This window comes from Paenibacillus sp. FSL H8-0283, assembly GCF_045040675.1.
Lineage (GTDB): Bacteria > Bacillota > Bacilli > Paenibacillales > Paenibacillaceae > Paenibacillus > Paenibacillus amylolyticus.
Map to the genome: position 1 here is coordinate 1,356,550 of NZ_CP150295.1, position 26,579 is coordinate 1,383,128.

21 protein-coding genes are annotated in these 26,579 nt (G+C 48.0%); 11 read left to right on the forward strand and 10 right to left on the reverse strand.

Going from position 1 to position 26,579, the window contains the following annotated elements; translation table 11 throughout:
* Window positions 1-8: 8 nt before the first annotated feature.
* Complete coding sequence (locus MHI52_RS06075; protein WP_074094933.1) at window positions 9-326, reverse strand: transposase; 318 nt, start codon at window positions 324-326, stop codon at window positions 9-11.
* A gap of 327 nt (window positions 327-653) precedes the next feature.
* Between MHI52_RS06075 and MHI52_RS06080 the strand changes: the two genes are divergently transcribed.
* Window positions 654-2,264, forward strand: a complete 1,611-nt coding sequence (locus MHI52_RS06080; protein WP_405158672.1) for a 3' terminal RNA ribose 2'-O-methyltransferase Hen1 — start codon at window positions 654-656, stop codon at window positions 2,262-2,264.
* 65 nt (window positions 2,265-2,329) lie between these two features.
* Entirely contained in the window at window positions 2,330-4,939 is a 2,610-nt protein-coding gene (locus MHI52_RS06085; protein WP_405159362.1) for a polynucleotide kinase-phosphatase, read from the forward strand.
* A 139-nt stretch (window positions 4,940-5,078) separates the two neighbouring features.
* Here the strand turns inward: MHI52_RS06085 and MHI52_RS06090 are convergent, their stop codons facing one another.
* Window positions 5,079-5,471: a RidA family protein gene (locus MHI52_RS06090; RefSeq protein WP_405158673.1), complete on the reverse strand. Its 393-nt coding sequence runs from the start codon at window positions 5,469-5,471 to the stop codon at window positions 5,079-5,081.
* Window positions 5,472-5,747: 276 nt separating this feature from the next.
* On the opposite strand from MHI52_RS06090, the gene MHI52_RS06095 reads away from it, so the two are divergent.
* On the forward strand, window positions 5,748-5,999 hold the full coding sequence (locus MHI52_RS06095) for a hypothetical protein (protein WP_091015650.1): 252 nt from the start codon (window positions 5,748-5,750) through the stop codon (window positions 5,997-5,999).
* 61 nt (window positions 6,000-6,060) lie between these two features.
* Here MHI52_RS06095 and MHI52_RS06100 read toward each other — a convergent pair whose 3' ends face one another.
* Window positions 6,061-6,981: an AEC family transporter gene (locus MHI52_RS06100; RefSeq protein WP_017690279.1), complete on the reverse strand. Its 921-nt coding sequence runs from the start codon at window positions 6,979-6,981 to the stop codon at window positions 6,061-6,063.
* 121 nt (window positions 6,982-7,102) lie between these two features.
* Between MHI52_RS06100 and MHI52_RS06105 the strand changes: the two genes are divergently transcribed.
* From MHI52_RS06105 to MHI52_RS06115, 3 genes are all read left to right on the forward strand, one after another.
* A complete protein-coding gene (locus tag MHI52_RS06105; protein WP_405158674.1) occupies window positions 7,103-7,618 on the forward strand; it encodes a mismatch-specific DNA-glycosylase in 516 nt (171 codons plus the stop codon).
* Between the two features lie 273 nt (window positions 7,619-7,891).
* Window positions 7,892-8,467: an RNA polymerase sigma factor gene (locus MHI52_RS06110; protein ID WP_036606450.1), complete on the forward strand. Its 576-nt coding sequence runs from the start codon at window positions 7,892-7,894 to the stop codon at window positions 8,465-8,467.
* Window positions 8,445-10,058: a DUF4179 domain-containing protein gene (locus tag MHI52_RS06115; protein ID WP_340983270.1), complete on the forward strand. Its 1,614-nt coding sequence runs from the start codon at window positions 8,445-8,447 to the stop codon at window positions 10,056-10,058. The genes MHI52_RS06110 and MHI52_RS06115 overlap by 23 nt, the downstream gene beginning before the upstream one ends.
* Before the next feature lie 233 nt (window positions 10,059-10,291).
* On the opposite strand, the gene MHI52_RS06120 is transcribed toward MHI52_RS06115, so the two are convergent.
* Complete coding sequence (locus MHI52_RS06120) at window positions 10,292-11,353, reverse strand: LacI family DNA-binding transcriptional regulator (protein ID WP_340983269.1); 1,062 nt, start codon at window positions 11,351-11,353, stop codon at window positions 10,292-10,294.
* A gap of 157 nt (window positions 11,354-11,510) precedes the next feature.
* On the opposite strand from MHI52_RS06120, the gene MHI52_RS06125 reads away from it, so the two are divergent.
* On the forward strand, window positions 11,511-12,830 hold the full coding sequence (locus MHI52_RS06125; protein WP_127547155.1) for a glycoside hydrolase family 125 protein: 1,320 nt from the start codon (window positions 11,511-11,513) through the stop codon (window positions 12,828-12,830).
* Between the two features lie 346 nt (window positions 12,831-13,176).
* Here the strand turns inward: MHI52_RS06125 and MHI52_RS06130 are convergent, their stop codons facing one another.
* On the reverse strand, window positions 13,177-14,232 hold the full coding sequence (locus MHI52_RS06130; RefSeq protein WP_405158675.1) for a Gfo/Idh/MocA family protein: 1,056 nt from the start codon (window positions 14,230-14,232) through the stop codon (window positions 13,177-13,179).
* 49 nt (window positions 14,233-14,281) lie between these two features.
* Window positions 14,282-15,169 carry a sugar phosphate isomerase/epimerase family protein gene (locus MHI52_RS06135; RefSeq protein ID WP_405158676.1) on the reverse strand — a complete coding sequence of 296 codons (888 nt, stop codon included), beginning with the start codon at window positions 15,167-15,169 and terminating at the stop codon, window positions 14,282-14,284.
* 129 nt (window positions 15,170-15,298) lie between these two features.
* Here MHI52_RS06135 and MHI52_RS06140 point away from each other — a divergent pair, with 129 nt between their 5' ends.
* Window positions 15,299-16,195 (forward strand): AraC family transcriptional regulator, encoded by an 897-nt coding sequence (locus MHI52_RS06140; protein ID WP_036606463.1) that lies wholly within the window; start codon window positions 15,299-15,301, stop codon window positions 16,193-16,195.
* Between the two features lie 263 nt (window positions 16,196-16,458).
* Here the strand turns inward: MHI52_RS06140 and MHI52_RS06145 are convergent, their stop codons facing one another.
* Complete coding sequence (locus tag MHI52_RS06145; RefSeq protein ID WP_127547147.1) at window positions 16,459-17,142, reverse strand: serine/threonine protein kinase; 684 nt, start codon at window positions 17,140-17,142, stop codon at window positions 16,459-16,461.
* A 513-nt stretch (window positions 17,143-17,655) separates the two neighbouring features.
* Here MHI52_RS06145 and MHI52_RS06150 point away from each other — a divergent pair.
* Window positions 17,656-18,573 carry a PD-(D/E)XK nuclease family protein gene (locus MHI52_RS06150; protein WP_076329468.1) on the forward strand — a complete coding sequence of 306 codons (918 nt, stop codon included), beginning with the start codon at window positions 17,656-17,658 and terminating at the stop codon, window positions 18,571-18,573.
* 167 nt (window positions 18,574-18,740) lie between these two features.
* On the opposite strand, the gene ald is transcribed toward MHI52_RS06150, so the two are convergent.
* Entirely contained in the window at window positions 18,741-19,874 is a 1,134-nt protein-coding gene (gene ald / locus MHI52_RS06155; protein WP_405158677.1) for an alanine dehydrogenase, read from the reverse strand.
* Window positions 19,875-20,063: 189 nt separating this feature from the next.
* Here ald and MHI52_RS06160 point away from each other — a divergent pair, with 189 nt between their 5' ends.
* Window positions 20,064-21,734 carry a PucR family transcriptional regulator gene (locus tag MHI52_RS06160; RefSeq protein WP_405158678.1) on the forward strand — a complete coding sequence of 557 codons (1,671 nt, stop codon included), beginning with the start codon at window positions 20,064-20,066 and terminating at the stop codon, window positions 21,732-21,734.
* 59 nt (window positions 21,735-21,793) lie between these two features.
* Here the strand turns inward: MHI52_RS06160 and MHI52_RS06165 are convergent, their stop codons facing one another.
* Window positions 21,794-22,084, reverse strand: coding sequence for a hypothetical protein (locus MHI52_RS06165; protein ID WP_405158679.1), 291 nt, complete (start codon window positions 22,082-22,084; stop codon window positions 21,794-21,796).
* Between the two features lie 318 nt (window positions 22,085-22,402).
* On the opposite strand from MHI52_RS06165, the gene MHI52_RS06170 reads away from it, so the two are divergent.
* Window positions 22,403-24,472: a hypothetical protein gene (locus MHI52_RS06170; protein ID WP_405158680.1), complete on the forward strand. Its 2,070-nt coding sequence runs from the start codon at window positions 22,403-22,405 to the stop codon at window positions 24,470-24,472.
* Between the two features lie 38 nt (window positions 24,473-24,510).
* Here MHI52_RS06170 and MHI52_RS06175 read toward each other — a convergent pair whose 3' ends face one another.
* Window positions 24,511-26,226: a sigma-54 interaction domain-containing protein gene (locus MHI52_RS06175; protein WP_405158681.1), complete on the reverse strand. Its 1,716-nt coding sequence runs from the start codon at window positions 26,224-26,226 to the stop codon at window positions 24,511-24,513.
* Window positions 26,227-26,579 lie beyond the last annotated feature (353 nt).

A 26,579-nucleotide genomic window follows, 5' to 3' on the forward strand; every position in this document is an offset into this window, starting at 1 on the left:
CTGAAATCTTAGCTCTTTGGTTTGCTGAAGATGTGCACTGCTTTTTTTACAATCGCCAGTTCTTCTTGTGTATCCGCAAGCGTGTGATCTTTCTCTTGAAGCAACCGGCGCATCTCTTGAAGCTCTGCTTCCAGTTCCTTCACTCGATCTACGCTGGCAACAGGCTCATGTTTTAGTTCGCGGTACTTACTCATCCATTGGTGCAACGTACTTTTTGGAATGTTGAGTTCTTCTGCCAAATCTCCAAGTGTCTTCGTCTGCTCTTGAATGAATTTGACCGTTTGTTTTTTGAATTCTTCGTTATATCGTTGCCGCTGTTCTCCCATGTGGACACCTCCGTTAGTCTTATTATCCTTCCGTCCGTTAACGGGTGTCCACTTTTTATTCTAGCTCCATGGGACACGTTATTGTCCGAAAAAGTTGGATGAAAGGCTGGAAAAAGGCGGTTTAACCCCATATAGCGTGACTTGGGATCGTTAGGTTTCCGGGGGTGCTTCTCATCATGAAATAAGACGCCGGCGATTCGTTAGCGCTCCATCATGCACTTGTGCTGCTCTGGCTCCGGGACGTTTAAGAATGCTTGGGCTTTCAGCAGGTTTGCAAGAAACGCACTAGTGCGTGACGACATTTTTTATATATAAGGAGGAGAACTGATGCATCTGATCTTGAAAGCAAGCGGCGCTGACGCGGGGGTTGTATCCCATTTGTTAGCGAAGAATCCGCTGAATATATATGACCGCGTAGACAAAGGCGTGCATGTAAGAATGGTGTACACCACAACTACAGAGAACGAAACAGAAGTACTAATTCATGCCGAGCCTGATCCTGTGGATCTGGTCAGAGGTACACCTGATGGATATGACATAACGCAATATATCAATGATCGTGAGTTCGTGACCAGCAGCTTGTTCTGCTCCTACATACGTGGGGCGCTAGGGACGGCCTTGAATGGTAAGCCCAAGGAAGACTATGTGCAATGGGTAGGGCATGCTTTCGAGTTGGAACTGACCTTTGGCCCAGTGGCTTCCGATCTGCCGGATCGAGTTGTGGAAGAATTATTCTCGCCATTAGGATACGCCGTTTCGGTGGAGCGTGGAGAACTATCGTATTCATTTGATCTGAAAAATAAAAGCACGGTTCGCCATATCATCCTGCGTGGACGTAATACGGTACAACATGCACTGCGTCAGCTTTTTCTACTGATTCCAGTGCTGGATAATTACAAACATTATTTCATCAGTGAAGATGAGATCGATAAAATCAAACGTTATGGTGAAGGGTGGCTGGATGCTCATCCACTGAAAGAACTCATAGTGAAGCGTACGCTACGTTTTACCGAACTGATTCGGCAGTATGAGCGTCAAGAGGGTGCTTTGACTGTGTCCTTTGGACAGGAGAGAGGAATAGGCGACACCTCGGAAGCGATTATTCAGGAGAATAAAGCAGGGCATCAGGAAGAAGGAGAACAAGAGTACCTGGGGTCCGAGTCCGATAGCGATGAGAAGCAACTGAATGCAGATTCTAGAGGTCCAGGTGAAGGTACAGATGCAGATACAGAGATAGAAGATGGTGATGCAAAGATTGCTGATGTAGATACAGGTACAGCTGGAGGAGATGGCGGGCAATCTGAACAATCTGAACCTCCTGTGCGGCTAAACGAGTTGCGTTATCGTGCGATTACAGATGTGATTGCAGCGTTGCCAGTCAAACGGAAGATTGTTGATATGGGAGCGGGTGAAGGCAAGCTGTCTGCCCGTTTGGCGTACATTCCCGGTGTGGAGGCAATTCTGGCCGTTGAACCTTCCGGTCAGTCGCGGCTCCGGGCCATGGAGCGCTTTGCTAAGCTGGAGGGTCGTTCAGGAGTGGTGGCTATGCCGGAGCCAATCATCGGTTCACTGTTTTATTTTGACGAGCAGATGCAAAACCAGGACGTTATGATTCTGTGCGAAGTGGTTGAGCATATCGAGGAATATCGTCTGAACGGAATTATGGATACAATCATGAACGATTATCAGCCAGAAGTGCTGCTGGTCACTACACCAAACAAAGAATATAACGAAGTGTATGCAATGGAGCAGGAAAGTTTCCGTCACCATGATCATCGCTTTGAATGGACTCGTGCGGAGCTGGCTTCCCGGTGTGAGGAATGGACGCAGCAGGGGAACTATGGCTATGAAATTAAGGGTATCGGTGAGCAAATGGAAGGCTATGGACAACCTACCCAACTGGTCATTTTTGAACGGAGAAAGGAGAGTCTATCATGAGTGGAAAAACGGGTTCTAGCGAAACAGTTGGTGTGGGCAGAGGACAGCAGGATCGGAAAAATGGGATGGAGGAAAGACAACGTGAGGTTCGTCTACCCCATGCAGGCATTGTCGTTCTCGTCGGCCCATCCAACAGTGGCAAAAGTACGCTTCTGGATCGTCTCGTTGCAGAAAGTGTCATTCGCCGCACGGAAGCCGTCTCATCCGATCAATTCCGCATGATGGTTGGAGATGATGAGTATGTGGATTGGAAACAACGTCCCCGCAGTGAAGCGAATGTGATCTATGCGGAGTATCAGCAAGTATCGGCCAAAGCATTTGAAGCGATGGAAGCGATGCTCGCAACCCGCTGTCGTCTGAACAAGCTGACCTGGGTCGATGCGACACATCTCTATCCCGAGGATCGCGAGCGCCTGATTCAGGTGGCAAGGAAAGCTCATGTGCCTGTAATTGCTGTGGTGCTGGACATCCCTGAAAAAGAACTGCTGGAACGTGATGCCCGACGGGATTATCCGCGTGGGCGTCAACGGGTGAAACAACAGGTGCAACAGTTCAAGCGCACATTGCGCTCAATCCGTGAGGATGGCTTTGATGCCAGTTATGTGCTGAAGCAGCCAGATGAGATTACATTTGTCCGCACATCCAATCCGCTGGTGATTGATATGGGTACAGGTATTGATATCATCGGAGATATTCATGGTTGTTACGATGAAATGATGGAATTAATCGTCCGTCTAGGGTATGTGGACGAGGATGGAACTGGTCTGTACCGTCACCCCGAAGGACGCAGATTAGTCTCCGTTGGTGACGTAACGAGCCGTGGGCCAGAATCGTTAAAATGCCTGTTGTTCTGGCAACGACATTGTGCCGCCGAGCTTGCCTACATGATTGACAGTAATCACGGCTGGAAGATCGCGCGTTATCTGGATGGTCGTGACGTTACGTTGAGTCATGGTGACGAACGGGTGGAGATGGAACTGCTACAGTTTGAGCGGGAGCAAGGCCAAGAGACAGCAAAGCGAGTACGTGCAGAGCTTAGGGCATTTCTGCTTGATGCACCATCTCATCTGGTCTTTTCCCGGAACGGGGTAAGACAGGTGGTTGTAGCACACGCGGGAATTCGAGATCATTTTATCGGAAAACAGTCCAAACGCATTCAGGATTACTGCCGATATGGCGATGTGGAGGGTACGGATGAGCAGGGTCGGCCTGTGCGCAAGGATTGGTACGTGGATCACAATTCGGGTGAATGCATCATCTGGGGACATGATCCCCGTCCATATCCTACGATTGTGAATGATACGGTCAACATTGATCAAGGTGTCGTTTTTGGTGGCATGCTCACTGCTTGGCGAATGCCAGAACGTGAGGCAGTCAGTGTTCCGGCGAAGCAGGATTATGCGAAGGATCCGGATAGTCCATTAAAGCGCTGGGAACAGCGGCGTTTTGCTCCGCCCAACATACGTAAGTTCAAGGAGGGTTTCACGGTTCAGACAGCATCCAAACTTGATGTGTTTGTGCACGGTGAGGTGGCGAAGACGGCAATTGATACGTTTTCCCATTATACTGTACCGCTGGAAGAACTGATTTACATCCCGCCTACGATGAGTCCGCCGCCGGGTGTCTGTTCTGTAGAGGGATATCTGGAGCATCCACAGGATGCATTCCATTATTATCGCTCACAGGGCGTTACCCGTATGGTTGCCGAGAAGAAACACATGGGCAGCCGGGCCATTTTGCTTCTTTTCCGGGATGAGCAAGCTGCGGTGCAGCGAGTGGGTAGGCCGATGTTGGGGAACATTGTAACCCGGACGGGCCGATCCTTTTTTGACCCTTCGACAGAGCAAGATGTGCTTTCCAGATTACATGCGGACTTGACAGTAGACGGTTATTTTGAGCGTCATCAGACGGAGTTTGTATTGCTCGATGCGGAGATTGTACCTTGGAATCTAAAGGCGCGTGAGCTAATTGCTTCACAATATGCACATGTGGCTGAAGCCTCCATGATGGATCGCTCTACGGTGCTGGACAAACTGCGCGAAGCTCAAGCAGCAGGTCGTAACGTAGAGGAGTGGTTGCAGGAAACAGTAGGTAAACTCACTAATTCCCAAACGTTCCGCGATGTATTCCAGAAATACTGCTGGGATGTGGATGATATCGGGGACATTCGGATTGCGCCGTTCCATACACTTGCACATAGCACGGGAGCATTTTGGGAGCAAACACATGAATGGCATATGGAACAAAACCGTGAGTTCGCCCGGATGTCGACCTTGATGATGGAGACGGAATATCGCGTGATCGCAAGTGAGGCAGATGAAGCGGATGTCATTCGTTGGTGGGATGAGATTACGGCGGAAGGACATGAGGGGATTGTGATTAAACCAGAAACGTTTCGCGCCTGGAATAACAACAAAATCATCCAGCCTGCGATTAAAGTACGAGGACGTGCATATTTGCACATCATCTATGGTATGGATTACCTGGCACCCGAGAATCTGTCCCGGCTTCGTAAACGCAAAACGTCCAAAAAAGAACGTCACGCCTTAATGGAGAGTGCTTTGGGCATGGAGGGGATCGAGCGCTTTATACGCAGAGAGCCAGTGGAACGAATTCATGAATGCGTGCTGGCGACGCTTTCGCTGGAGTCAGAGCGAGTAGACCCGCGTTTGTAAATTGTTAAATAAAAAAAATAAATGATGAAGCAGGTTCGGAGTTTATCCGACCTGCTTTTTTGTGTGTGTATGAACTTCGTTATAGTGAGTAATTTATCAGGTCGTTTTTCTTAGTGCGGAGCGTTAGGGATTTTCCGAATCAGTTGGTATGAGCAACGGCTCGAATCTCAATCAGTTGATGAGGGAAGGCCAGACCCGATGTCCCAACCATCGTAACAGCCGGACGATGAGTACCAATATACTCTTTATACACAGCAACACATGGCTCAAGATGCTCCTGCGGGTGAGCCAAAAAAATCTCCAGTTCAGCAATGTTCGACTTGGTCACGTTAAATCCTGCGAGCACGCGATCCAAGTTATTCAATGTCTGGCGAACCTGTGCTTCAATATCATCGACACCAATAAACGTTCCCTGCATATCATGTGAAAATTGTCCTGCAATGTAGATCGTACCGTTAACACTGTATCCCTGAGCAACGCTAAATGCTTCTTCCCACGGGACACCGTGGCTATATATTTGAGCTGTAGACATATATTTCTCTCCTTTGGAAATTCCAGATAACGTTAGTATGAACGGAGAAAAACGACTTGGGCAGTACGCACTTTCATGACAGTGACTATCCATTAGGATAGTGTGAACACGGTGTTTGTGAGCCTAACGACTCATTCCAGAGAATCTTTATATCAGGATATTTAATTTAGGTATAACTAACTTAAGTCCTATATCCTTCCACTAGAATCTGGGTAATAATTATAGTAAGCAAGTGATTAATGGAATCTCATAACGTAACGATAGGGGGTAACCTGTATGGCATCCGTGATTCTGCTGGTGAAACAGACGGAGGACGATGAGAAGGTTATTTATCGATTCGGACCGAATGAGCGAAAGATGGGGCTCATTGAGATGAATAAGATCAAGGAAAGTGTGAGGGAACTGGAACCTGTCCAGGTGGATGGGGTAAGTCCGAGTTTTTTCTTTAACCGAGCTGCGCAGCGACTGGTACGATGTTTATTCAGGGAAGGCGGCAAGTTCCCGGAACGAACGACGTTTGAAACATAGTTTCAGCACCGCAAAAATAAGTCCACAACCCTGCTCATGGGTCATGGACTTATTTTTCATTTCAGAACGTTTTGGCATAAGAAATCAGTGCTGTTATCGTGATGATATTAAGCAACGTTGAGATTAGCACCGTCTGGGCTGCAAAATCGGGTTCGTTATCGTATTCTTCTGCGAGAATGGATGCGTTGACACCCGTCGGCATACCGGAAGCGATAATAAGTGCCTGTGCAGCGATACCTTCCAACCCAAGCAGTAGCACAATTGAAATCCCGATAGCCGGGCCAATCAGAAGACGCAAAAATGTGCTAATATACACATCAAGACGGTACAGTTGAATTGGATATTTTACAATCTGTGCTCCGAGCGTCAGCAGCGCCACGGCAACCATACTTTGCTGCGCATAGGTCAGTGGCATGGACAGGAACGTAGGCAAGGGAACCTTCCACATGTGTAACAGAATCCCCAGCAAGAGCGCATACGGAACGGGCATTTTAAGAAATCCAATAATCACCGCACGGTAATTTCCTTTGAGCTTCGCGCCCTGAATGGACAACACGCCGTAGGTGAATGTCAGTAATGCCTGCAAAGACATGACCAGCGCCTGAATGGAAGAGGCGAGTGGATCGCCGCGGAATACCAGTGCATTGATGGGCAGTCCATAGTTGCCTGCGTTATCCAGCATAATACTGTTGTTGAAGGCAGCCTTCATGCCTTTATTCATCCGAAGCGAGCGCGCAAATACAGAACCTACAATATAGAGAATCAATACATATATCGCGTAAAAGAGTGTCACTGTCCCAAGCAGTTCGCCCGACATATCCGAGTGGTACATGCTCATAAAGACGGCTGCGGGGGTAATACAATAGAAATTGATTTTGGCGAGGGTGTACAAGTCCAGCTTGAACACCTTTTGCATCCAGGAACCGACGGCGATCAAGAGAAAGACGGGCAGGACGACTTCAAGCATGATGTCTGCAATCATTAGTTCAGCTTCCTTTTTCATGAAAATTTCAATCCGATTTCGAAAATGCTTTGCTTATTATATCATTTTATACACACACGAAAGATGTAATTAGCTAAAAAAGATAAGGGGGCTTCCCATCATGATTCCAGATCATCTGGATGTTGGTTTATCGATATTGTTTATTGGTTTCAATCCGAGCATTACGTCTGGAGAGACGGGTCATCATTATGCTTACAAAGGAAACCGGTTCTGGCGCATCCTTGAACGGTCGGGATTAACCCCGCGTTTATACGATGCACAGGAGGATGGAGAGTTGCTGAAGCTGGGATATGGATTCACGAATATTGTGGCCCGTCCCACCAGAGGTATGGAGGATATTACGAAGGAAGAGTACGCAGAAGGACGACAGATTTTACGGCAAAAGTTGGATAAATACCGACCGGACATCGCTTGTTTTGTCGGAAAAGGTGTATACACCCAGTACAGCAAGCGCGCCAAAGTGCAATGGGGATTCCAAGACGACCCGGTCGTCAAGGAAATTCAGGAGTTCGTCGCCCCATCGTCCAGTGGACTCGTGCGCATGTCGATGGATGAGATTGTGGCGATCTATTCCCAGCTTGCTGATTTTGTTGCGGAGAAGAACAGGGAAGATTAAGAGGCAAGTAAGGCAGGAGAGAAAGATAGCAAGATAGCAAGATAGCAAGAATATACTGCCACGGAATGTGGATTCGGGGTTCCAGAAAATTACTCACGAAACCTGCAGAGAATGTGCAGCGGCAATCACAGAATGTAGGTATGCAGAGTTCACCCAGTCGGCTTTGCCGATAAGGGCGAATTCTTTTTTTTGGATAAAGTGAGAGGTTTCGGGAACGGCTTCCGTCTATATAGTACAGAACCATGCATGGAAGCTGTAGAGAAGGGGGATTACATGAATCAACAGATACCGGAGGAGGAGCTTATTCAGCGTATTGTTGCAGGGGATAAGCAGTTGTTCTCCGTGCTAGTGGATCGATATAAAAATAAAGTCTACGGCATCATGCGCGGAATGGGCGCGAGTCATCCGGATGCACAGGATCTCGCTCAGGATACGTTTATTCGCATCTATCGTTATCTCCCTTCGCGGCGGGAGGGAAGCAGTTTCTCGTCGTGGGTGTATACCATTGCGGTGAATCGGATGCGGGATTTTATACGGGAAAAGAAACCCGTCATGTCTCCGGTCGATCAGGGGATCGAACCTGTCAGTAATGAAACACCTGAAAAGCGTGTGCTGCATAAAGAGATGCAGCGTGAAATATATCGACAGCTCGAACAGTTACCTGAATCGTATCGCCTGGTGTTATTACTGAAGTACACAAACGAGTTGAGCTATGAAGAGATTGCAGACATTACAGGCATGAGTTCAACCAAAGTGCGCAACGCCCTTTATCGCGGAAAAAAAACGCTGAGGAAGCAAATGGAACGCAAAGGAGGTTTAGCTACGTATGAAGCCTATTTCAAGGGATGAAGATCGGTTATGGGAGGAGCACCTGTACCGTGAGGAGCCGGACGCAGATTTTACGCTTAAAATCATGCAGAAGCTGGATGGCGTGTCCATGGAAAGTGGAGAAGCTGAGCATCCATTCTCGAGAAAGGTGCCTAAAACAAGATGGATATACCGTACGGGGATTGTGGCTGCGGCTGTGCTCCTTTTCGGAGGATGTACATGGCTGGCTTGGGATCGCACAAGTACACCCGAGCAGCCGGTAGTGAGCGCTGTAGATATTGTTCCACTGCCTAATATTTCCGTGCCGGAAGCGCTACGCTATTCCAGTTTGGCTGATGATTACAAACGTCTTAAACCTCATGGACTAGTGGTGAATCCGAATTTACTTATTGAAGATCAAGGATACAAGCTCAAGATTGAAGATGTGCTGGTGGATCGTTCTCAGATTGTAATGAGGCTGCAACAAACAGCACCTGATGGAACCGGAATGTCAATTTTATATCCTGAAATGGGAAGAATCCATGTCACTGATGAAACAGGAAGAGAGGTTGCGACCCTTGCAAGGGATACCAGAATAAGCAGTGGCTCTCTTGACAAATTTGTATTTCAGTTTCACAAAGATATCCCTGATCAGGTGCTCGTGCGTGGAGAATTAGGACATTTAAAAGTAGGGTTGTTCTATAATTTTGTGACAGAGTCATATGAGGAAAGAGACGTTACAGTGGATTGGAGTTTTGGATTCAGCGTTGATATGACCAAAGCTAAATCATTGGCTGTTGAAAATTCTATGGATAACACATATACCACGCCAGAAGGGCTGAAGCTCGATATGACACAGCTTGTTCGAACTCCTAACGGAACTCGGCTTGATATGGATGTGAGTTTGGATGATCAGCTTCGTGCCAAAGTTGATGAGAATTGGGCGAGCTATATGAGTATCATCTACCATCTTGAGATTCCTGAAACAAATGAATATCGAATTTTCAACGGTTATAGACCAGGTGCACGTGAACCCAAGTTTCGGCTCCATGATCAGCGTGAATTGAGAAATGATGGAGCGTTGAAATTGTCAGATACATGGGATCCGTCTGTAGTATCGCTAGATGCCAAGAACATTCGCTTTGTCCTAGATGGCTACACTATTCCGGTGAAGGAAGAGAAATCAGTGGAAGTTGATCTGGAGAAGAGGCGTAAGGACACTGCATTTCATACCTTTGTAAAATTCGAGCAGTTTGGTGATAAGCTTCAATTTGATGATTTTAATTATAATCCTGTTCCACAATCATATAACCTTCACAAGAGTGATGTGAATAAAGGATATTCCCTTGTTCTGAGTGGAACAGGGACGTTTCGAAACGCTTTCCATGGCGATCGCTGGATAGCGGTAGATTCACAAGGGACAGAATATCCTGTTGAAGTGGTTGGTTATCCAAATCAGCCCAATAATAATGGTGAATATGTTACCGATAAACTGCAATTGATCATTCAGGGTTTTTACAAAGATAACGGTACAAAATTCACCTTAAAACGTGAGGTGGTCGATAAAGAGTTCCGTGATGTAAATTGGGAAGTGGATCTTCCGTCGTACAGTAGCCTGCCTTGGCTGAAATAACCACTAGTACAATTCTTAGACATGAAGTAAATGAAGCTTCGAATGGATGATATAAGGATGGGTAGATGGATCAACAGATTTGAGTGTGAATGTACAGGAATATAAGGATATAAGCCTAATATACGAAAAAGGCCCTGCATAATATGCGGGGCCTCTTTTGTATGCACCAGACTTATGGGACAGCAAGTACCTAACGAAACCATCTTCAGAAATGAGCGGTTACCCTTTCCGAATTATGCCGATTCCCTTGGAATCAACGTAGTCGATAACATAACCGTCTCTTTCGGCGTTCCCGGGCGTTCGATCCGGCGTTGTAAAGCTTCAACGGCACGCTGTCCAAGTTCCTCTTTACACAGATTAACTGTGGTCAGGGGCGGGGAGGACGTAACCGCAGAGTGTACATTGTCGATACCGATGACAAGACAATCTTTAGGTGTAGAGATACCGATCTCCTGTAATTTGTGCATCCATTGCAAGGCAATATCATCATTAACACCAATCCAGGCATCGGGACGTTTGTCATCTGGCATGTTTTGAATGGTGGTAGCCAGCTGGTTAACCCATTCCCCGTTCTCATACGGAATATTCCATTCTCTGAAGCTGGTCGTATGACTGGTGTCCACATGGAAATGGTTCAAAGCCAACTCAATCCCGATCTTCCGCTGCGCGAAGCTTGCAGCACGCCCATCATCTGTGATAAGGCCGATCCTTCGGCAATTCATAGACATTAGATATCTAGCCACGGTGATGCCAGCTTCCAGATTATCATGGCTGATCGTATCACAATTCAGCAGGGGTTCCTGATGATCTACCAAAATAATAGGCCGACCCGTCTGAGAGAGTCGTTGCAGAACCGTATGAGGGAAAGCCCCCATGACAATAATCCCGGCACAACGTTCCCAGTCCAAGTGAGGAGCAATAGCTTTTTCGGGAGAGGTGTTCTCGTCCGTCACTCCGAGTGAGGGAGATACAATGGCATGATGCCAACCACGCTCATTACAGGCGGAGATCATGCCTGACAGAACACGTTGCCAGTAGTGAGGTTCACCGCGGTTGAGCTGATTCATGCATATGAGAGCAAACGGTGGATCGGACGGATCTGCATGGTTTGCAGTAGCAGGACTATTGTTAGCACCCGGAGTACTTTGGCGATATCCTAAAGCCCGAGCGAGTTCCAGTACCCGTGCGCGTGTTGCTTCACTGACACCCGTCTTGCCACTGAGTGCGCGGGAGACGGCATATTTGGATAATCCGAGCTGGTCAGCCAGCGTCTGAATGGATACTTTGCGTGACATATCATTACTCCTTCATTTGACGATCATCTTCTGACACAGTACACTTACAAATAATAATGTTATTATAAATTATCATAACAAAAATAACAATAGTGTGAGAGTGTTAGGCTTAATCTAAACCAATTTGCTAAACTTCAATTCAAAGGAGACAACATCCATGGAACAGTTCAGATTACCGAAAATCCCTATGCCGCATCTGGAATTGCCGCAAGCTGTGCAGGATATTCTGACTGAGGCGGACGAGCGTTTGCAACATCGACCGAGATTGCTGACTCAGTTTCGCAATTGTTTTCCGAATACACTGGAAACGACCACGAAGCTACTGGAGGATGGGACAACCTTTGTGATTACAGGGGATATTCCCGCCATGTGGTTAAGGGATTCCGTAGAGCAGGTCATGCATTATGTTCCACTTGCGAAGGATGATGAGAAGTTGCAACGTATTATCGGAGGCCTGATCAAACGTCATACGTTCTACGCTGATATGGATATCTATGCCAATGCGTTCAATGAAACAGCGAATGGATGGCATTGGGATGCCAATGATGAGACGGAGATGTCACCTTGGGTGTGGGAACGGAAGTTTGAATTGGATTCTCTTTGTTTCTCCATGAAGCTGGCTTATACATATTGGCGGGAGACGGAACTTACGGATATATTCGATGAGCATTTCAAGAAAGTGATGGAGAATATCGTACAACTATGGGAGACGGAGCAGCATCACGAAGAGCGTTCATCTTACCGGTTCATGCGGCGCAATTGTCCCGCCCATGATACGCTGCGTAATGAAGGATTGGGTATGCCTGTGAATTATACGGGGATGATCTGGTCCGGATTTCGTCCGAGTGATGATGCCTGTGATTTTCATTATAATATTCCGGTGAACATGTTTGCTGCGGTAACCTTGCGCCAGATGGGGGAGATCGCGAAGTGGGTGTTCCGGGATGAGCAGCTGGTGAGTCAAATGGCTCGTTTGGAAGAAGAGATACGACACGGTATTTCTCTGTACGGTACATACCGTCATCCAGAGTATGGGCAGATCTATGCTTATGAGACGGACGGTTACGGCAACTTTTGTCTGATGGATGATGCGGGCACACCTGGACTGATGTCTATACCGTATATGGAGTATGCTTCGATTGAAGACAGGGTGTATCAGAACACACGGCGATTCATTTTAAGTAAGGAAAATCCGTTTTATTATGAAGGGCGGGTAGCCAAAGGTATTGGTAGCCCTCATACCCCTCCGGGATATATCTGGCACATGGCGCTATCCATGCAGGGTCTGACTGCAGACAATGACGAGGAAATACTGGCGATGATTGAACTACTGGAGAACACGGATGCAGGTACTGGATATATGCATGAGGGTTTCCACGCCGATGATCCAAACACGTTCACCAGACCATGGTTTGCCTGGTCCAACAGCCTGTTCTCGCAGTTGGTGTATAAGGCAATGAAAAAAGGAATTCTTTAAAATGATGAAAGTTCCAAAAAAATTGCTCACTGCTCGTGAAGCAGCCGTTCCGGTTACGAATCGTTCTTTTGATCGCTGTTATCTCCGGATTTCCTGATCGACTTTTGTAAAGTCGAAATCCGGTGATAAGCGTATGCTTCCGATGCAGCTTTCTTTCAGAAAGCTTTTAGGCGAACGCTTTGCTTCTTCAGAATCGATTTCGTCCCCTACACTACTTTCACTATCGAGCGCGACTGTTTTTGAACGATATCATTTTTAGAATAGGAGAGTAGGTAAAAACAAGAAAGCCCAAACTGCTGAACTTTGCAGTTTGGGCTTTCTTTAATTGAAAAACACAGGCGCTTCGCTATGTGTTTTTTAGTAGATCGGCGATGAACACTTTCTGGCCTGTGCGGGCGCTTTCCAGAGAAGCGAGAACCATGGCCATGCTGAACTGGTTATCACTGCAATCGGTCTCAGGTAATCGTCCGGATTCCAGTGCGGCGAACATATCTTCGAGACAGCCGTGATGACCTGTTTTGTCCATGACAGGCAGTTCCGCTTCAATCCGCTCACTTGGCTGGAAAAAGGATGGTTTGCCGTCAGCATCCAGGCTTTGCGCAGCAACTACTTCAGCATAGATGTCATCATGACCATCCCAGATGGCGGTTCCTTTTTCACCGATTACGCGCCAGCTTGCTTCCCATGATGTGGGTACACCTTCTGCGCACCAAGATCCGCGATAGTTGAATACGGACCCGTCAGACATCTCAAATATACATAACGCCATCGCATTGCCCTGATACCAGGAACCTGGAGGGTTGAACTCATGGCAGTACACCGATACTGGGTTGGCTCCGAGAATATACCGTGCCTGATCAAACGTATGTATCGCCATATCGAGCAGTAGCGGACTATCCATCAGATCACGGAATCCACCGAAGTGTGGCCCGAGGAAAAAGTCGGCTCCTGCGTAACCTACCTGCCCTATAGCTCCGCCGGAAATGAGGTGCTGGTAGGCGCGGATACGCGGATCAAAACGGCGATTCTGCATGACGGCTTGAATGTGTCCTGTGCTGCGAGCGGTTTGCACAATATCTGTGCAGTCGGAGAAGGACTCTGCCAGTGGTTTCTCGCCAAACACGTGACATCCTTCCTTCAAGGCTGTCATGGCAATGCCGTAATGACTCGCCGGAATCGTGACATCGAATACGATATTTGCACCAGTCGTTTGAATGGCTTCACGGATATCGGTGAACGTGGGGCAGGTGAGGCCATGTCTTGTAGCAAAAGCAAGGGCTGTCTGTTCATACAGATCGACCAGTCCGACGATTACTGTATCTGGCCTTTGCAAGGCATAGTCCGCCCACGTGTTTGCCATGGCACCGCAGCCAGCAATAATTACCCGATAAGGATGAGTCATGTTCTCATCTCCTTTGCATGGATTGTGTTATACAGCCTCGCATGGTTTCCTATACCGGATTGGGCACAAAATCGCCGCCGCGGCATTGTTTCAAATATCGCAATGCATGCACCTGTCCGGTCATTTCGAGTTCGTCTTTGTAGACGGGATCATGCCAGCCTTCAATATCAATCGTGCCCTGATAACCGTTTTGACGCAGAATGGTGATAATGTCAGCCCAGTTGTTATCTCCGAAGCCGGGTGTGCGGTGCCAGACAAATTCACGTGGGCCATGCACGCCATATTTTTTGACAATATCCCAGGCAATCGTGGCATCTTTGCCATGTACGTGGAAGACTTTGTGAGCCCATTTGCGTAGCTGTGGAATAGGATCGATCAGGCTGGACATTTGATGGCAAGGCTCCCACTCCAGGCCTACATTTTCATCCGGAACAGCATCAAACATCATCTCCCAGGCCGTTGGATTATGTGCGATGTTCCAGTCGCCTGTCTGCCAGGTGCCTCCCATATCACAGTTTTCAAAAGCAATCCGTACACCCCGGTCTGCTGCCCGGCGTGCCAGTTCACCAAATACTTCCTTGAAACGGGGGATGGACTCGTTAATGGGTTGATCGGTCAGACGTCCGGTGAACCCGGAGACGATATCTGCACCGAAGAGCTGTGCATTATCGATAACCCGCTCCCAGCTTGCCAGTGTATCGGCGTTGTCTCCGGCTCCAGTTAGCGGGTTACCAAATACACTCACCGCGGAGATGACAATACCTTGTTCGTCCACGATTTCACGGACACGTTTGGCTGTCTCTGCCAAGTCCAGGTCACCAGTTGTTTGCCAGAAGGTCAGGTTAAATGATTCGAAGCCATGTTGCATGATCTGCGGGATAACGCGGACGGCGTCCTGCCCGCCTACAAGGGTACCGATGCGTAATGATTTATTCATGGTTGTATTTCACTCCAATATTGGCTTATAGTACTTCGTGACACACTCATTATAGCCGTGGATTAACGGGATGGCTCTAAACAATCTTGTGTAATAATAGTCGGATCTTGTGAAGAGGGGGAAGAAGTCGTGCTGGATCTGAAAGCGCTTCACGAAAATACCCGAATTGACCATAAATCACATCCATTTCAGCTGTTCCAAAATCGGTGTTCAGATATGAAAGCTGAAGAATGCATTTTGTATTTGCATTGGCATGAACATTTTGAGCTGATTATTATGCGCAAGGGCAGTGCGCTGTTTCATATTGATAGCAAACCTTATGTGGTTCGAGCAGGTGAGGTCATCATCATTCCTGGAGGTACATTACATGTCGGATATGCTCTGGATGAGGGGGATGTGCATTATGATTCCGTTGTGGTCAACCGTGCACTGTTCCATGATTTCACTCATGATCCTGTGCATGAGCAATATGTCGCGCCGTACTTGGAAGGAAGAGTGAGATTTCCGGTCAAACCGGCAGAGGAAAACACAGCCTGCACAGGCTATTATTCTTTGTTAAATGAAGCTGTGGAGGAAATGGCGTTACAGCCCCCGGCTTATCAGCTCGTGGTGAAGTCCAAGTTGCATGCCTTGTTCACCCTGCTTGCGCGAACCTTTATGCCGCAGCAGCTACCGGATAAAACGGTCGGATCGTATTTTCCAAACCGCGAACGTTTCAAACAGTTGATTGCACAGATTGAAGCGGACCCCACAGGTAAGATGTCTGTTACGGAAGCGGCAAGTCATGTGGGATTAAATGCGTATCACTTCTGCAAAATGTTCAAAAAGCTGACCGGACGTACCTTTGTGGAATACGTGAACGGTTGCAGGATGAGTGAGGCAGAGCAACTATTGCAAGGCAGTAGTCTGACCATTACAGAGATCGCCGCCAGAGTCGGCTGCGACAATGCCAACTATTTTACGAAGTTATATAAACAGTACAAGGGCATGACCCCCTCACAGGGGCGGGGGAGAAAAGAAGGTTGAGTACGGCCAGTTTACCAGTAGTCTCGAATAAAATGTCTATAACGAAGGTTGTGACCTTAAGTAACTCGCAGTCGCAATTGTGAGTAGAAGTAGAAGTAGAAACAGAAGCAGAAGTGGAAGCACACAGAAGTGCTTACCGTAACCATAATTATACGCATACGCACATATACAAAGAATAACCCGGATAAAGGCCAACTCAAGGCTGTTATCCGGGTGGTTTTGATTCAATCATATCAAGACAATCATCTATGTGTACAACGTGCTTATTTCATAAATCTGGAGAACAGACGATTGGCTTTCTTGGCGAGGTCGTCCATTTTGACGTTGGCATGATCGAACTGATTGTATCCCCATTTGATCGTTTGCAGCATGCGTGGAGATATGGGCGTTCCTTTGATCCGTGGATAGATGTTGTGATAAGCCCAGACGAGATGCTCCCAGCGATTGTCATTACCGTCCTGAATATACTCGGATACGTCAATCACTTTCCCGCGTCCGTTCTGAAGTATTACATTTTTCAGATGAATGTCGCGAGGGTTCAACCCGCGACTGCGAACAGCTTCTCGCGCTGCGTCCACATCGAGCATCACCTGCTCGGGGACGGAGATTCCCTTTTCCAAACATTCCAGCAGTGTATCCCCGGGTTCAAAACTGATCACAAGCACATTCCGGCCGCTGCCGTAATAGGTAGGGAAGTATGGCAGACCTTTGAGCTGCTCGTATACCTGTTTTTCATTTTCGAGTTTGTCCAAGGCATGATCCGAGTACATCTTGAAGGCATACTGCGGCAAGCCGTCATACGTAAATACAGCCGCATCCGTACCTGTGCCAATGCAATTCAATCCTTCTACATCGCCGATGATGTTCACGAGCTCATTCCGGTCGCTTCCGATGACTTGGATCTGTTGTAATGCTTCTTCCGCCTGGAACCAATCCGGTCGATTCATGGGTGGTGCCTCCTTTTAGGATATGCCTGTACAATTTTTTTTCATATAATCATTTTCTAACGAACCGAGTAAGTCTTATTTCGCGTAAATCGGCAGATCTGAAAATGTAACGAATCAGAGACACGCTGTTGGCTCATTTGCTTGCAGTAAACATGTTCTACAACCGAATAAGACTAATTAGCTTGTCTGGGGTTCGTTAGGTTCCGTAAAACCTCGTGATCCACGTGATAAGGTGTGTGTGATTCGTTAGCGCCGGGCCCGCACTGGACCCAGGCTAGATCCGAACTAGCCTCCCGGTCCCAGATTCGCTACCCTCTATAGAGTATATTATGCGTTCTGCTCCGCAATTTCATCTTTTGGTGATGTTACTATATAAACGATACGGATCGAATCGGAAACGGTTGCGTCAGAAGAAAATAACGGAAGCGCGCTTGCGGCAAGGTTGCCCGGGCTTTATACTGTGAGCATCAAGGGATCTCATGCAGATCCGGCATACAGAAAGGCAGATTACTTATGGCACAATACCCGCAGTGGTCTTATTCGCAGTCGCGGGCGAGTATGTTCGATGAGTGCCTGCGCAAATATTATTATCATTATTACGGTGCCCATAACGGCTGGAAGACAGACTCTGCTGATGAGATGCAGGTTCGTCTGTACCGTCTGAAGCAGCTCAGCAATCTGTATCTTGTCTTTGGGGATCTCGCACATCGGATGTGTGAGTCGGCGGTACGCAGCAGGGAAGAAGGCAAAGATAAACCGCGTGAACACTTCCTGGAACAGACGATACGCAAGCTGCTGAATCAGGCGTATGTGGAATCCATGGACGCGGATCAGTGGCGACTGAACCCCAAGAATCGCACGATGTTGTCCGAGATCTATTACGGGGATGACACGTTGAATGATCGGATCGCCACGATTAAGGAACGGGCTTCGGCCTGTGTCGGTAACCTGTACCAGACGCTTACGTGGGAGGACTTGTCCCGGGCAAGTACGGACATTCTGGAGATTGAGAAATGGGATACCATGATGCTGCACGATACACGTGTGTATGTGAAGATGGATTTATTGTATCGGCGCAGTAACGGCAATATTGTCATTGTGGACTGGAAGACGGGCAAGGAAGATGACTTCTCCGATCAGCTAATGCTGTACGCATCCTATGTGAGAGAACACTACCGGATTCCCTTGGAGCAGATTGAGCTGCGAGTAGAGTACTTGTTAACCGGAAAACACCGAGAGTTTACAGCCACAGAAGAGGATATCCGGAAGGTGGAGGAGAACGTAGGTCGTTACATTGAGGAGATGCGATCCTGCGTGGAGGATGAGTATTACAACCGTCCCAAGGACGTCACCTACTTCACAGCGATGCCATCGCACCGGTCCTGCCGGGATTGCAACTTCCGCGAAGTGTGCAGTGAGCGAGCAGTCTGAAGCGCCCAAACCGTAGGAAACTAAAGGCCTTATACCAACTAATGAGTTATTTCATATGTGAAAAAAAACAAGAAGCGCAAGCCGGGAACATCATCTGCCCGACTTGCGCTTCTATTGCGTTCCACAGGCCTGGCGACAAGGCGCCGGGTGGAACGATCATATCAAGATTACTGGACAGCGGCGGTATTCTCCAGCGCCTGACCCGCAGGAACATAGGCATGCCCGAGATCCCGGGCAACCGCCTCATACGTGATATGTCCATTCAGCGCGTTGACCGCACTGCGAATGGACGAACTGCCGCGAATCGCGGCGGCTGCACCGTGGTTCGCCAGTTGCAGCGCATAAGGCATGGTGGCGTTGGTCAGCGCCACCGTGGACGTACGCGGCACGGCGCCTGGCATGTTCGCCACCGCGTAATGCACGACACCATGTTTCACATAGGTCGGTTCATCGTGGGTTGTGATATGATCAATGGTCTCAACGATCCCACCCTGATCAATCGCGACATCCACTATGACCGAACCCGGTGCCATCGTCTTCACCACCTGCTCGCTGACAAGTGTTGGCGCCTTGGCGCCCGGAATCAGCACCGCACAGATCAACAGATCTGCCGTTGCAACAGCTGTTGCAATGTTGGACGGGCTGGATACTAGCGTGTGGATCTGATTGCCGAAGATATCATCCAACTGCCGCAGACGATTCAGATTCAGGTCAAGGATGGTCACATCGGCGCCAAGACCAATAGCAATTTTGGCTGCATTTGTTCCCACCGTTCCGCCACCAATAATGACCACTTTCCCCCGACTGACGCCGGGTACACCGGACAACAGAATGCCCTTGCCACCTTCCGTTTTCTCCAGTAACTGTGCTCCGATCTGGGAGGCCATACGGCCTGCAACTTCACTCATAGGGGTTAACAGGGGGAGAGCGCTGTTGACCTCCAGCGTCTCATACGCAATAGCCGTTACCCGGCTTTTAATAAGGGCTTTGGCAAGCTCCGGTTCCGCTGCGAGGTGCAGGTATGTGAACAGAATCAGTCCCGGACGAAAATATCCATATTCACTGGCAAGCGGTTCTTTCACCTTGATGATCATATCGGCTTCGGTCCACACGGACTTGGCATCCATCCGAATCTCGGCGCCCGCAGTTTGATATTCATGATCCGTGAATCCACTGCCGTTCCCCGCGCCTTGTTCAATCAGTACCTGGTGACCGGCTCTGATGAAATCAGCAGCCCCGGCCGGAGTCATTGCTACACGATTCTCATTGTTCTTGATTTCTTTGGGAATTCCGATTCTCATCACCATGCACCTCGTCCATTTATTGGTTGTTAGCTTATACTACAAGTTTATGACTTGGATAATCGTTTTGCACCTTACTTGATGTCTAATCTTTAGAAATTGAACTCAACATATTGTCGAAAAAGACTGTTCAGGACATTTGTCCATGGATTATAATGTAAGAAAAAATAACACGAAGAGGGATCGCCATTGCGAAATGACCGTGTGTTTACGATCAAAGATATCCTTGCACGTCCGGTATTTGGCCGAGCACGACTAGCGGCAGGGAAGGATGGAGTGAACCGTCAGGTTGGCTGGGTTCATGTATTGGAGATTACCAATGTATCTCCATTCGTAAGCCCCCATGATCTTATTTTATCCACTGGACTGTGGCTTCAATCGGAAGAAGGGCGCGAAGAGTATCTGCTTCAGCTCATTGGCAGTGAGGCATCCGGGCTGTGTGTGGAGTTTGGTACCAGCATATACGGAATCCCGGAAGAACTGATTGAACTGGCGGACAGACACCAGTTTCCGCTGATCGTATTTGAGCAACCGGTCCGTTTTGTCGAGATTACACAGGATATTCACTCTCTGCTCATTAATCATCAGCACCAACTGTTGAAAAGTCTGGAAGCCTACTCCCGCCAGCTTCAGCAGCGTACATTACAGAGTACGGACATGTCTGCTGTGCTGAACCTGTTGCATGAATACGCTGCAAAACCGGTGGTGTACATCTCGTCTATGGAGCCGGGTAGCTTTGTGCCCGAACTTGCTCCGGAGATGGAGCAAGCAATCTATACCTGGTATGAACAGGAGGTAGAACATCTGGATCTGAATGATTCGGATACTGAATTATGGTTCCACATAGACGAAGAGAAGGCTCTGCTGTGTCATCCGGTCGTCTGTTTTGGCCAGGTATTTTCGGCTGTAGGCATGATTGTGCATCCCGCAGCTCCAGTCGAATATCTCAAGCTGTTGCTCGACTATTCAGCGAAGGCAGCGGCAGCGCTCACGCTTCGCTCCCAGTTTCTTGAAGAGAAGATGGTCCGCAATCAGAACGAGCTGATCCAGGATCTGATGAATGGCAACATCCATCAGGAGGAGCAGGCCCAGACCCGAATGGGACTTCGTTTGCTGGTGAAGGGACAGTACTGGTTTGCGGGAGGGGTCATCGAGATTGAGCATCGATTGAAGGGTACGGGCCGGGAGAGGATGGAAGCGAATCATCAGGATGTTCTTGTCCTGCTTCGTTCCCTGCTCAAGAAGAACAATCTGCCTAGCCTGATTATGCTGAAGAACAACCAGGTATATCTGTGCTGTGCGAAGGAAGCGGTAACGGCTGCTGCACGTCATCAACTGCTGCGATTGCTGGAGGGGATTACCCAGGACGTGAAACGGTTTGCCAATCGTAATTTGAAACAGGTTATGATTCATGTGGGATTTGGCAAGTTACGCAACCGTTTGACCAGCCTGCCGGAGAGCCTTCAGGAGGCCTATCAGGTGATCGAAGTTTCAAGATCGGTAGATCTGATGGAACATGTTCACTTTTACGAACGTATGGGTATATATCAAATGTTAAAAGCGTTACCCCAATCCTTCCTGCAACCCTTTGTCCAAGATCACCTGGGTATGTTGATTGAACATGACCAAACGCATCACCTGCGATTGGTGGAGACGTTGGATGCTTACCTGCAGAACTTTGGTTCCAAACGGGATGCAGCTGCCCAGTTATTTATTCATCGGCAAACGTTGTACAACAGGCTGGAGAAGCTGGAAGAACTGATGGGTCCAGGTTACATGGATCAAGGGAGAAGAATCTGTCTGGAGATGGCGTTACTCACGCACGCGATGATTGAGAATGGGCAGTGGCAATCCTCTTGATGGGGTGAAAGGGATGTAAGACAGACTGTGCACCCATCTTACACTACCTTGAGCACAGTCTAGCAGTTTTTACTGATCCGCCGAGTCCGTTGTAACGAGGCGGGAAGGTGTTGCAGGGTAGGAGTGGAGCGTCGGCCCCGATATAGCTTCGTTTGACCGGAGGATGGTGCCAGTGATAAGGAAGAAGGAGCAGCCAGCCGATACGGGGGTGACGACCGGTCAGGGCGTCCTTCCTGTTCTGCTTCATTGTCCTCCATTGAAATGCCACTTTGGTGTAGCCATTCATTAAGTCGTTTAGGATTGATTCCAAGTTGTCCGCTCAGATTACAGATATCGAGGTTTATTCTCACACAAATCCGCCTTTCCTGGAATATCGGGCTGGTAGTAGGGTATGAAAGGGAAGCATGAATTCGAGATCGGTAAATGCTCATGTACATGTTGGCTGTGCTTGATTGGCGGAATGATCCATTATGTTAAGAAGTAGCGCGGAGGGGTCTATGTATACCTTGTAAAAACGTTTCCATGTCCGCTGTTTTGAATATTTACTATAAATTGGCTTTTAACAAGATTCTATCACTTCACACCCAATTGCGCGTCTCAATATAGTCTCAATTTTGTGAGAGAAAAAAGTATATTAAAAGTACCAGTATCTAGTACGGAGGACATATATGGGAAACAGTAGTGAGGCTCAATACGACAAATATGTTGAGGATGGTAAACGGTTCATTGGTCGAACCAAGGAACTGACGACACTGGAGTGGTGGTTCAATCATCCGGAAGCCCCATTAACCATATTTTCAATTACGGGCATGGGAGGAATTGGTAAATCTTCCTTGCTTTCAGAGATGTTATCTGTCTCTCGGGATCGAGGAGCGAGGGCAATCTGGATGGATGGTCGATCATGTGGGGCGACTCCTTCCGTTTTTATGGATTATTTGTCCTCTACATTAGGCTTGGAAACAATGGATAGTGAAGGATACCCGCGACCATTGAGTCTGCTGAGAGACACATCGATCGAGAAGAGAATGGTCCTGGCCGTGGATAATTATGAAGAGCTTGCTCTGTTAGAAAGCTGGTTCATGGAAGTCTTTGTATCCAAACTTCCGTTAAGAGGGATACTTGTCATTCTTGCATCACGCCCGGAACTGGCGTCCACCTGGCGGACACATCCCCGATTACATCAGAGATTTATACAGATGCGGCTTCAACATTTCACAGTTGATGAGATTACGGAATACATCACGGTGGCAGGCTTTCTGAATCAGGGGATGGCAGGTACCATTACGCGAATGACCGATGGACATCCGCTGGGGCTGGCGCTTGCTGTAGAAGCTGCAGATCAGAGGAGGAATCTCCCACAGTCCGAATGGGCTGAACTGTCCCATATGATCAGTGCTCGATTATTATTGGAACTTACGACACCCCGTCTGCATCCTGTAGTGGAGGTACTAACACTGCTTGAGACAGCCAATCAGGAACTATTATCATCAGTACTGGATATGACCGTGACAAAAGAAGAGTACCACATGCTGAGACAGATGTCGTTTATCCGTTCCGGCCCGGATGGTCTTGCCCTGCATGATATGGCCAGAGTACATCTACTACGAGATTTTCGCCAGCGTGAGCCTCAGCGGTTGCAGACCATGCGTATCAAGATCGTGAAGCTGCTGAAACCACTGCATGAGCAGGCGGGTCCACATGAGCGTCGCCAGATCGCCCGGAAGATGCTGTTGCTGTGTCAGGAATCCATGCTTCAATACCGCAAGTACGCGGATGTGTCCCGTGATTCCTTGTTCTCACCTCTCGAAACGATGAGAAGCGAGGATCTGCCCGTTCTGCACAGCCTGTTACAGCAATGGTGCGAGTACAGCGTGGAACCATGGCAGGCGGTATCCTATGGTCCCTTCCTGGATGAACTGGCGCACCGTTATCCCGAAGGAATCGTATTAATGCGTGACAAGCTTGGGGAGACAATCGCCATGTTCATTACCATTCTTGTACATAGGGAGAGTAGTGAGTTGTTACTAAAATATTTTCCAAATGAGATGTATGAATGTTTCACACCACAGGAACTTGAAAACGACCCGGATCAGAGTGATACGCACTTTGCCTTGCTGGCTGCGGCAAGAGATGATGTGCCTGGTTATACACGAGAAGAACTGGTGGGATACATGGCACTGGATCGACTATCTCTACTGGGTGATGGTGCACGAGCGATACTCGTTGCAACGAATCCTCACCTGAAACTATTTTTGCAGAGCATTGGATTCCAGATGCGAAGAACCCGCACCCGTGTCTGTGACAGATTCGAGGACCAGGCGGACATACTTGATTTGGATTTGCGTAGCGGGCAATTCGGAGAGTGGGTCATGTCTCTGCTTGATCCGGAGTCAACAGAGGATCGTATACAGCCGGAAACAACGGAAGTGGATGGTGTAATCTGGACTGAACAGGATGTTCGCAAGATGTTGGGGGATCTTCGTTCCCCGGGAGAATTACATGAATATGCTGGCAGGGTTAGAGGAGTAAAGGATGGAATCCAGTTACAGCTGTATGTCATGGATCTGTTGGAAGGCAGAGTACATGGCCTATCTCCACAAGATCAGATGCTGTTATACGCGGCCTACTGGACGCATGCTGGCAATCCAACTGCCGCAGCCCAGACGTGTTCCATGAGTCGGGCGACATTCTATCGCCATCTCAGAACAGCGCTAACTCGCTTGGCGCGAATTTTGTAGGGTTCATCATACCGATAATGACGATAAGAAGAGGCTGGTCATAGACCAAGCCTCTTCTTGCGGTTATAGAGCGTTGCCCTGGAGATGCCAAGTTGCTTGGCGAGTGTTCGTTTGTTGCCACCTGCTGCTTTCAGATATTGAATTAGAAGTTGCGCCTCATAGGTGTCCAATTTTTGCTGGTAGGTAACACCGGAGATAAGTTCGGAATCATCGGAGTGATCTAATTCGTTCACATGTGCAACGGATCGAGGTTCTGGTTCTGGTTCTGCTCCTGCCGAATCCTGACGTTGCTGATATTCGTTGTTGGCATGTGAATGAATTCCGGATGTCAGTTGGATTTCGGACTGTTCTTGTATGGTGAGGGAAGTGAGGGTATCGGGCAGATATTCCTGCTTCACCTCACCATCTGTCGTCAGAATGGTCAGGCGTTCGATCACATTTCGTAATTCACGTACATTGCCTGGCCAATCATATTGGAACAGCAATTTGAATACTTCAGGTGGAACCAACTCTATATGACGGTTATAGAGCAATGAGAATTCTTGAAGGAACGTTTGGGTTAACTCATAGAGATCTTCCTTGCGCACACGCAGAGGAGGGATGACAAGGTTAATGACATTCAGCCGATAGTAGAGATCTTCTCGGAATTGATTGCGTGCAATCATACTCCGTAGATTCTGATTGGTCGCAGCGATAATCCGGCAGTCGGCCTGTTTCATTCGCGTTCCCCCCACAGGAAAGTAACTCTTCTCCTGCAACACCCGAAGCAGTTTCACTTGCAATTCCAATGGCATCTCACCGATCTCATCCAGAAAAAGAGTACCCCCTTCGGCAAGTTCAATCTTGCCCTTTTTGCCTTTGGGATCCGCTCCGGAGAAGGCGCCTTTTTCGTAGCCGAATAATTCACTTTCGAACAAGGAAGCGGGAATTGCCCCGCAGTTAATCGCTATGAACGGTGCCGTCTGCAATTCACGAAGATCATGAATGGCTTTGGCGAATAACTCCTTGCCTGTGCCACTCTCTCCGAGGATAAGTACGGTTGCTGAGGTGGTGCTGATCTTGCGAATGGTATCCATGCACTGCTTGATGACCAAGCTGCTGCCCTTGATTCTGGCAAATGGATCTAATTCGGGACGTAGCCGAGCAACGGCTTTTTCCAGATGTTGAACTTTGGATGTCATATGTAATAGTTCCTGATGTAATCGGATTTCGGTTGTTATATCCACTTCGGCAGCAACTGCACCCACAATATGTCCATCCAGTTGGACAGGACGAGCATTAATCAGGGCGAAGAGGTCGGGCCGTGGCTGATGCTGTTTGCGATAGACCGTTTCGCCGGTATACAACGTCTTGAGAGACTGTAACCGATCTGGAGGGAAAAAGTCCGCTGCGGGTTGTCCGATGATGTCTTTTTTGCTGATCGAAAAAACATGCTCCGCGCCAGTTGTCCAGTAGGCCACCTTGGCATCTTCATTAATTAATGTCAGAGCTGAACCCGCTGTCTCCAGTGTGGTCTCAAAATAAGCTTCTATTAGGCGATGCGCATGCATCATGGCATGCAAAACATCGGATACGGCGATATATCCCAATAGAGGGCCATCATCCTGAATGAATAAATAAGAAGATGTGTCGAATAAGCAGAAGGCATCTACCAACGATGTTGATGACGGAATGGTAAGTGTGGGGAGGTCTGTATCCAGAACATCCATATCCGTACGCAATAAAGACATTAATTCTGGAAGTAAATGTTTCATCGATATCACCTCAGTTAGGGCATAACTTTTAGAAACGACTTCTTTTACACGGGTTACTTACAAGTGATCTACATATGAAATGACTGGAGAATGATGGTTACCCATATTATAACTTTCCAAATGAGGTGTGTATATATTTTTTGACATGAAGCATACATGTTGTCGGCACAGAAGAGATCGATGTTGAATTTTCATTTCTGATATTCCTTTTACTATTATTTTAAGGAATTAATGCTAATTTGTATGAGCCCTTCAGTAATTTAAAGTGAGGGTTGAGTTATTAAAAATGACATTTGAGTTACCTTATTAAGCTGTGATTTCTCAATCTGTTACACGGCAGTTGAAGTGATTAT

What these genes read in the sequence shown, in the direction of transcription:
- MHI52_RS06075 (WP_074094933.1), bottom strand. Translation starts at nt 326, where the DNA reads ATGGGAGAACAGCGGCAACGATATAACGAAGAATTCAAAAAACAAACG.
- MHI52_RS06095 (WP_091015650.1), top strand. Translation starts at nt 5,748, where the DNA reads ATGGCATCCGTGATTCTGCTGGTGAAACAGACGGAGGACGATGAGAAG.
- MHI52_RS06115 (WP_340983270.1), top strand. Translation starts at nt 8,445, where the DNA reads ATGAAGCCTATTTCAAGGGATGAAGATCGGTTATGGGAGGAGCACCTG.
- MHI52_RS06090 (WP_405158673.1), bottom strand. Translation starts at nt 5,471, where the DNA reads ATGTCTACAGCTCAAATATATAGCCACGGTGTCCCGTGGGAAGAAGCA.
- MHI52_RS06085 (WP_405159362.1), top strand. Translation starts at nt 2,330, where the DNA reads ATGGAGGAAAGACAACGTGAGGTTCGTCTACCCCATGCAGGCATTGTC.
- ald (WP_405158677.1), bottom strand. Translation starts at nt 19,874, where the DNA reads ATGAGAATCGGAATTCCCAAAGAAATCAAGAACAATGAGAATCGTGTA.
- MHI52_RS06145 (WP_127547147.1), bottom strand. Translation starts at nt 17,142, where the DNA reads ATGAATCGACCGGATTGGTTCCAGGCGGAAGAAGCATTACAACAGATC.
- MHI52_RS06100 (WP_017690279.1), bottom strand. Translation starts at nt 6,981, where the DNA reads ATGATTGCAGACATCATGCTTGAAGTCGTCCTGCCCGTCTTTCTCTTG.
- MHI52_RS06080 (WP_405158672.1), top strand. Translation starts at nt 654, where the DNA reads ATGCATCTGATCTTGAAAGCAAGCGGCGCTGACGCGGGGGTTGTATCC.
- MHI52_RS06120 (WP_340983269.1), bottom strand. Translation starts at nt 11,353, where the DNA reads ATGTCACGCAAAGTATCCATTCAGACGCTGGCTGACCAGCTCGGATTA.
- MHI52_RS06175 (WP_405158681.1), bottom strand. Translation starts at nt 26,226, where the DNA reads ATGAAACATTTACTTCCAGAATTAATGTCTTTATTGCGTACGGATATG.
- MHI52_RS06105 (WP_405158674.1), top strand. Translation starts at nt 7,103, where the DNA reads ATGATTCCAGATCATCTGGATGTTGGTTTATCGATATTGTTTATTGGT.
- MHI52_RS06135 (WP_405158676.1), bottom strand. Translation starts at nt 15,169, where the DNA reads ATGAATAAATCATTACGCATCGGTACCCTTGTAGGCGGGCAGGACGCC.
- MHI52_RS06170 (WP_405158680.1), top strand. Translation starts at nt 22,403, where the DNA reads ATGGGAAACAGTAGTGAGGCTCAATACGACAAATATGTTGAGGATGGT.
- MHI52_RS06150 (WP_076329468.1), top strand. Translation starts at nt 17,656, where the DNA reads ATGGCACAATACCCGCAGTGGTCTTATTCGCAGTCGCGGGCGAGTATG.
- MHI52_RS06130 (WP_405158675.1), bottom strand. Translation starts at nt 14,232, where the DNA reads ATGACTCATCCTTATCGGGTAATTATTGCTGGCTGCGGTGCCATGGCA.
- MHI52_RS06125 (WP_127547155.1), top strand. Translation starts at nt 11,511, where the DNA reads ATGGAACAGTTCAGATTACCGAAAATCCCTATGCCGCATCTGGAATTG.
- MHI52_RS06110 (WP_036606450.1), top strand. Translation starts at nt 7,892, where the DNA reads ATGAATCAACAGATACCGGAGGAGGAGCTTATTCAGCGTATTGTTGCA.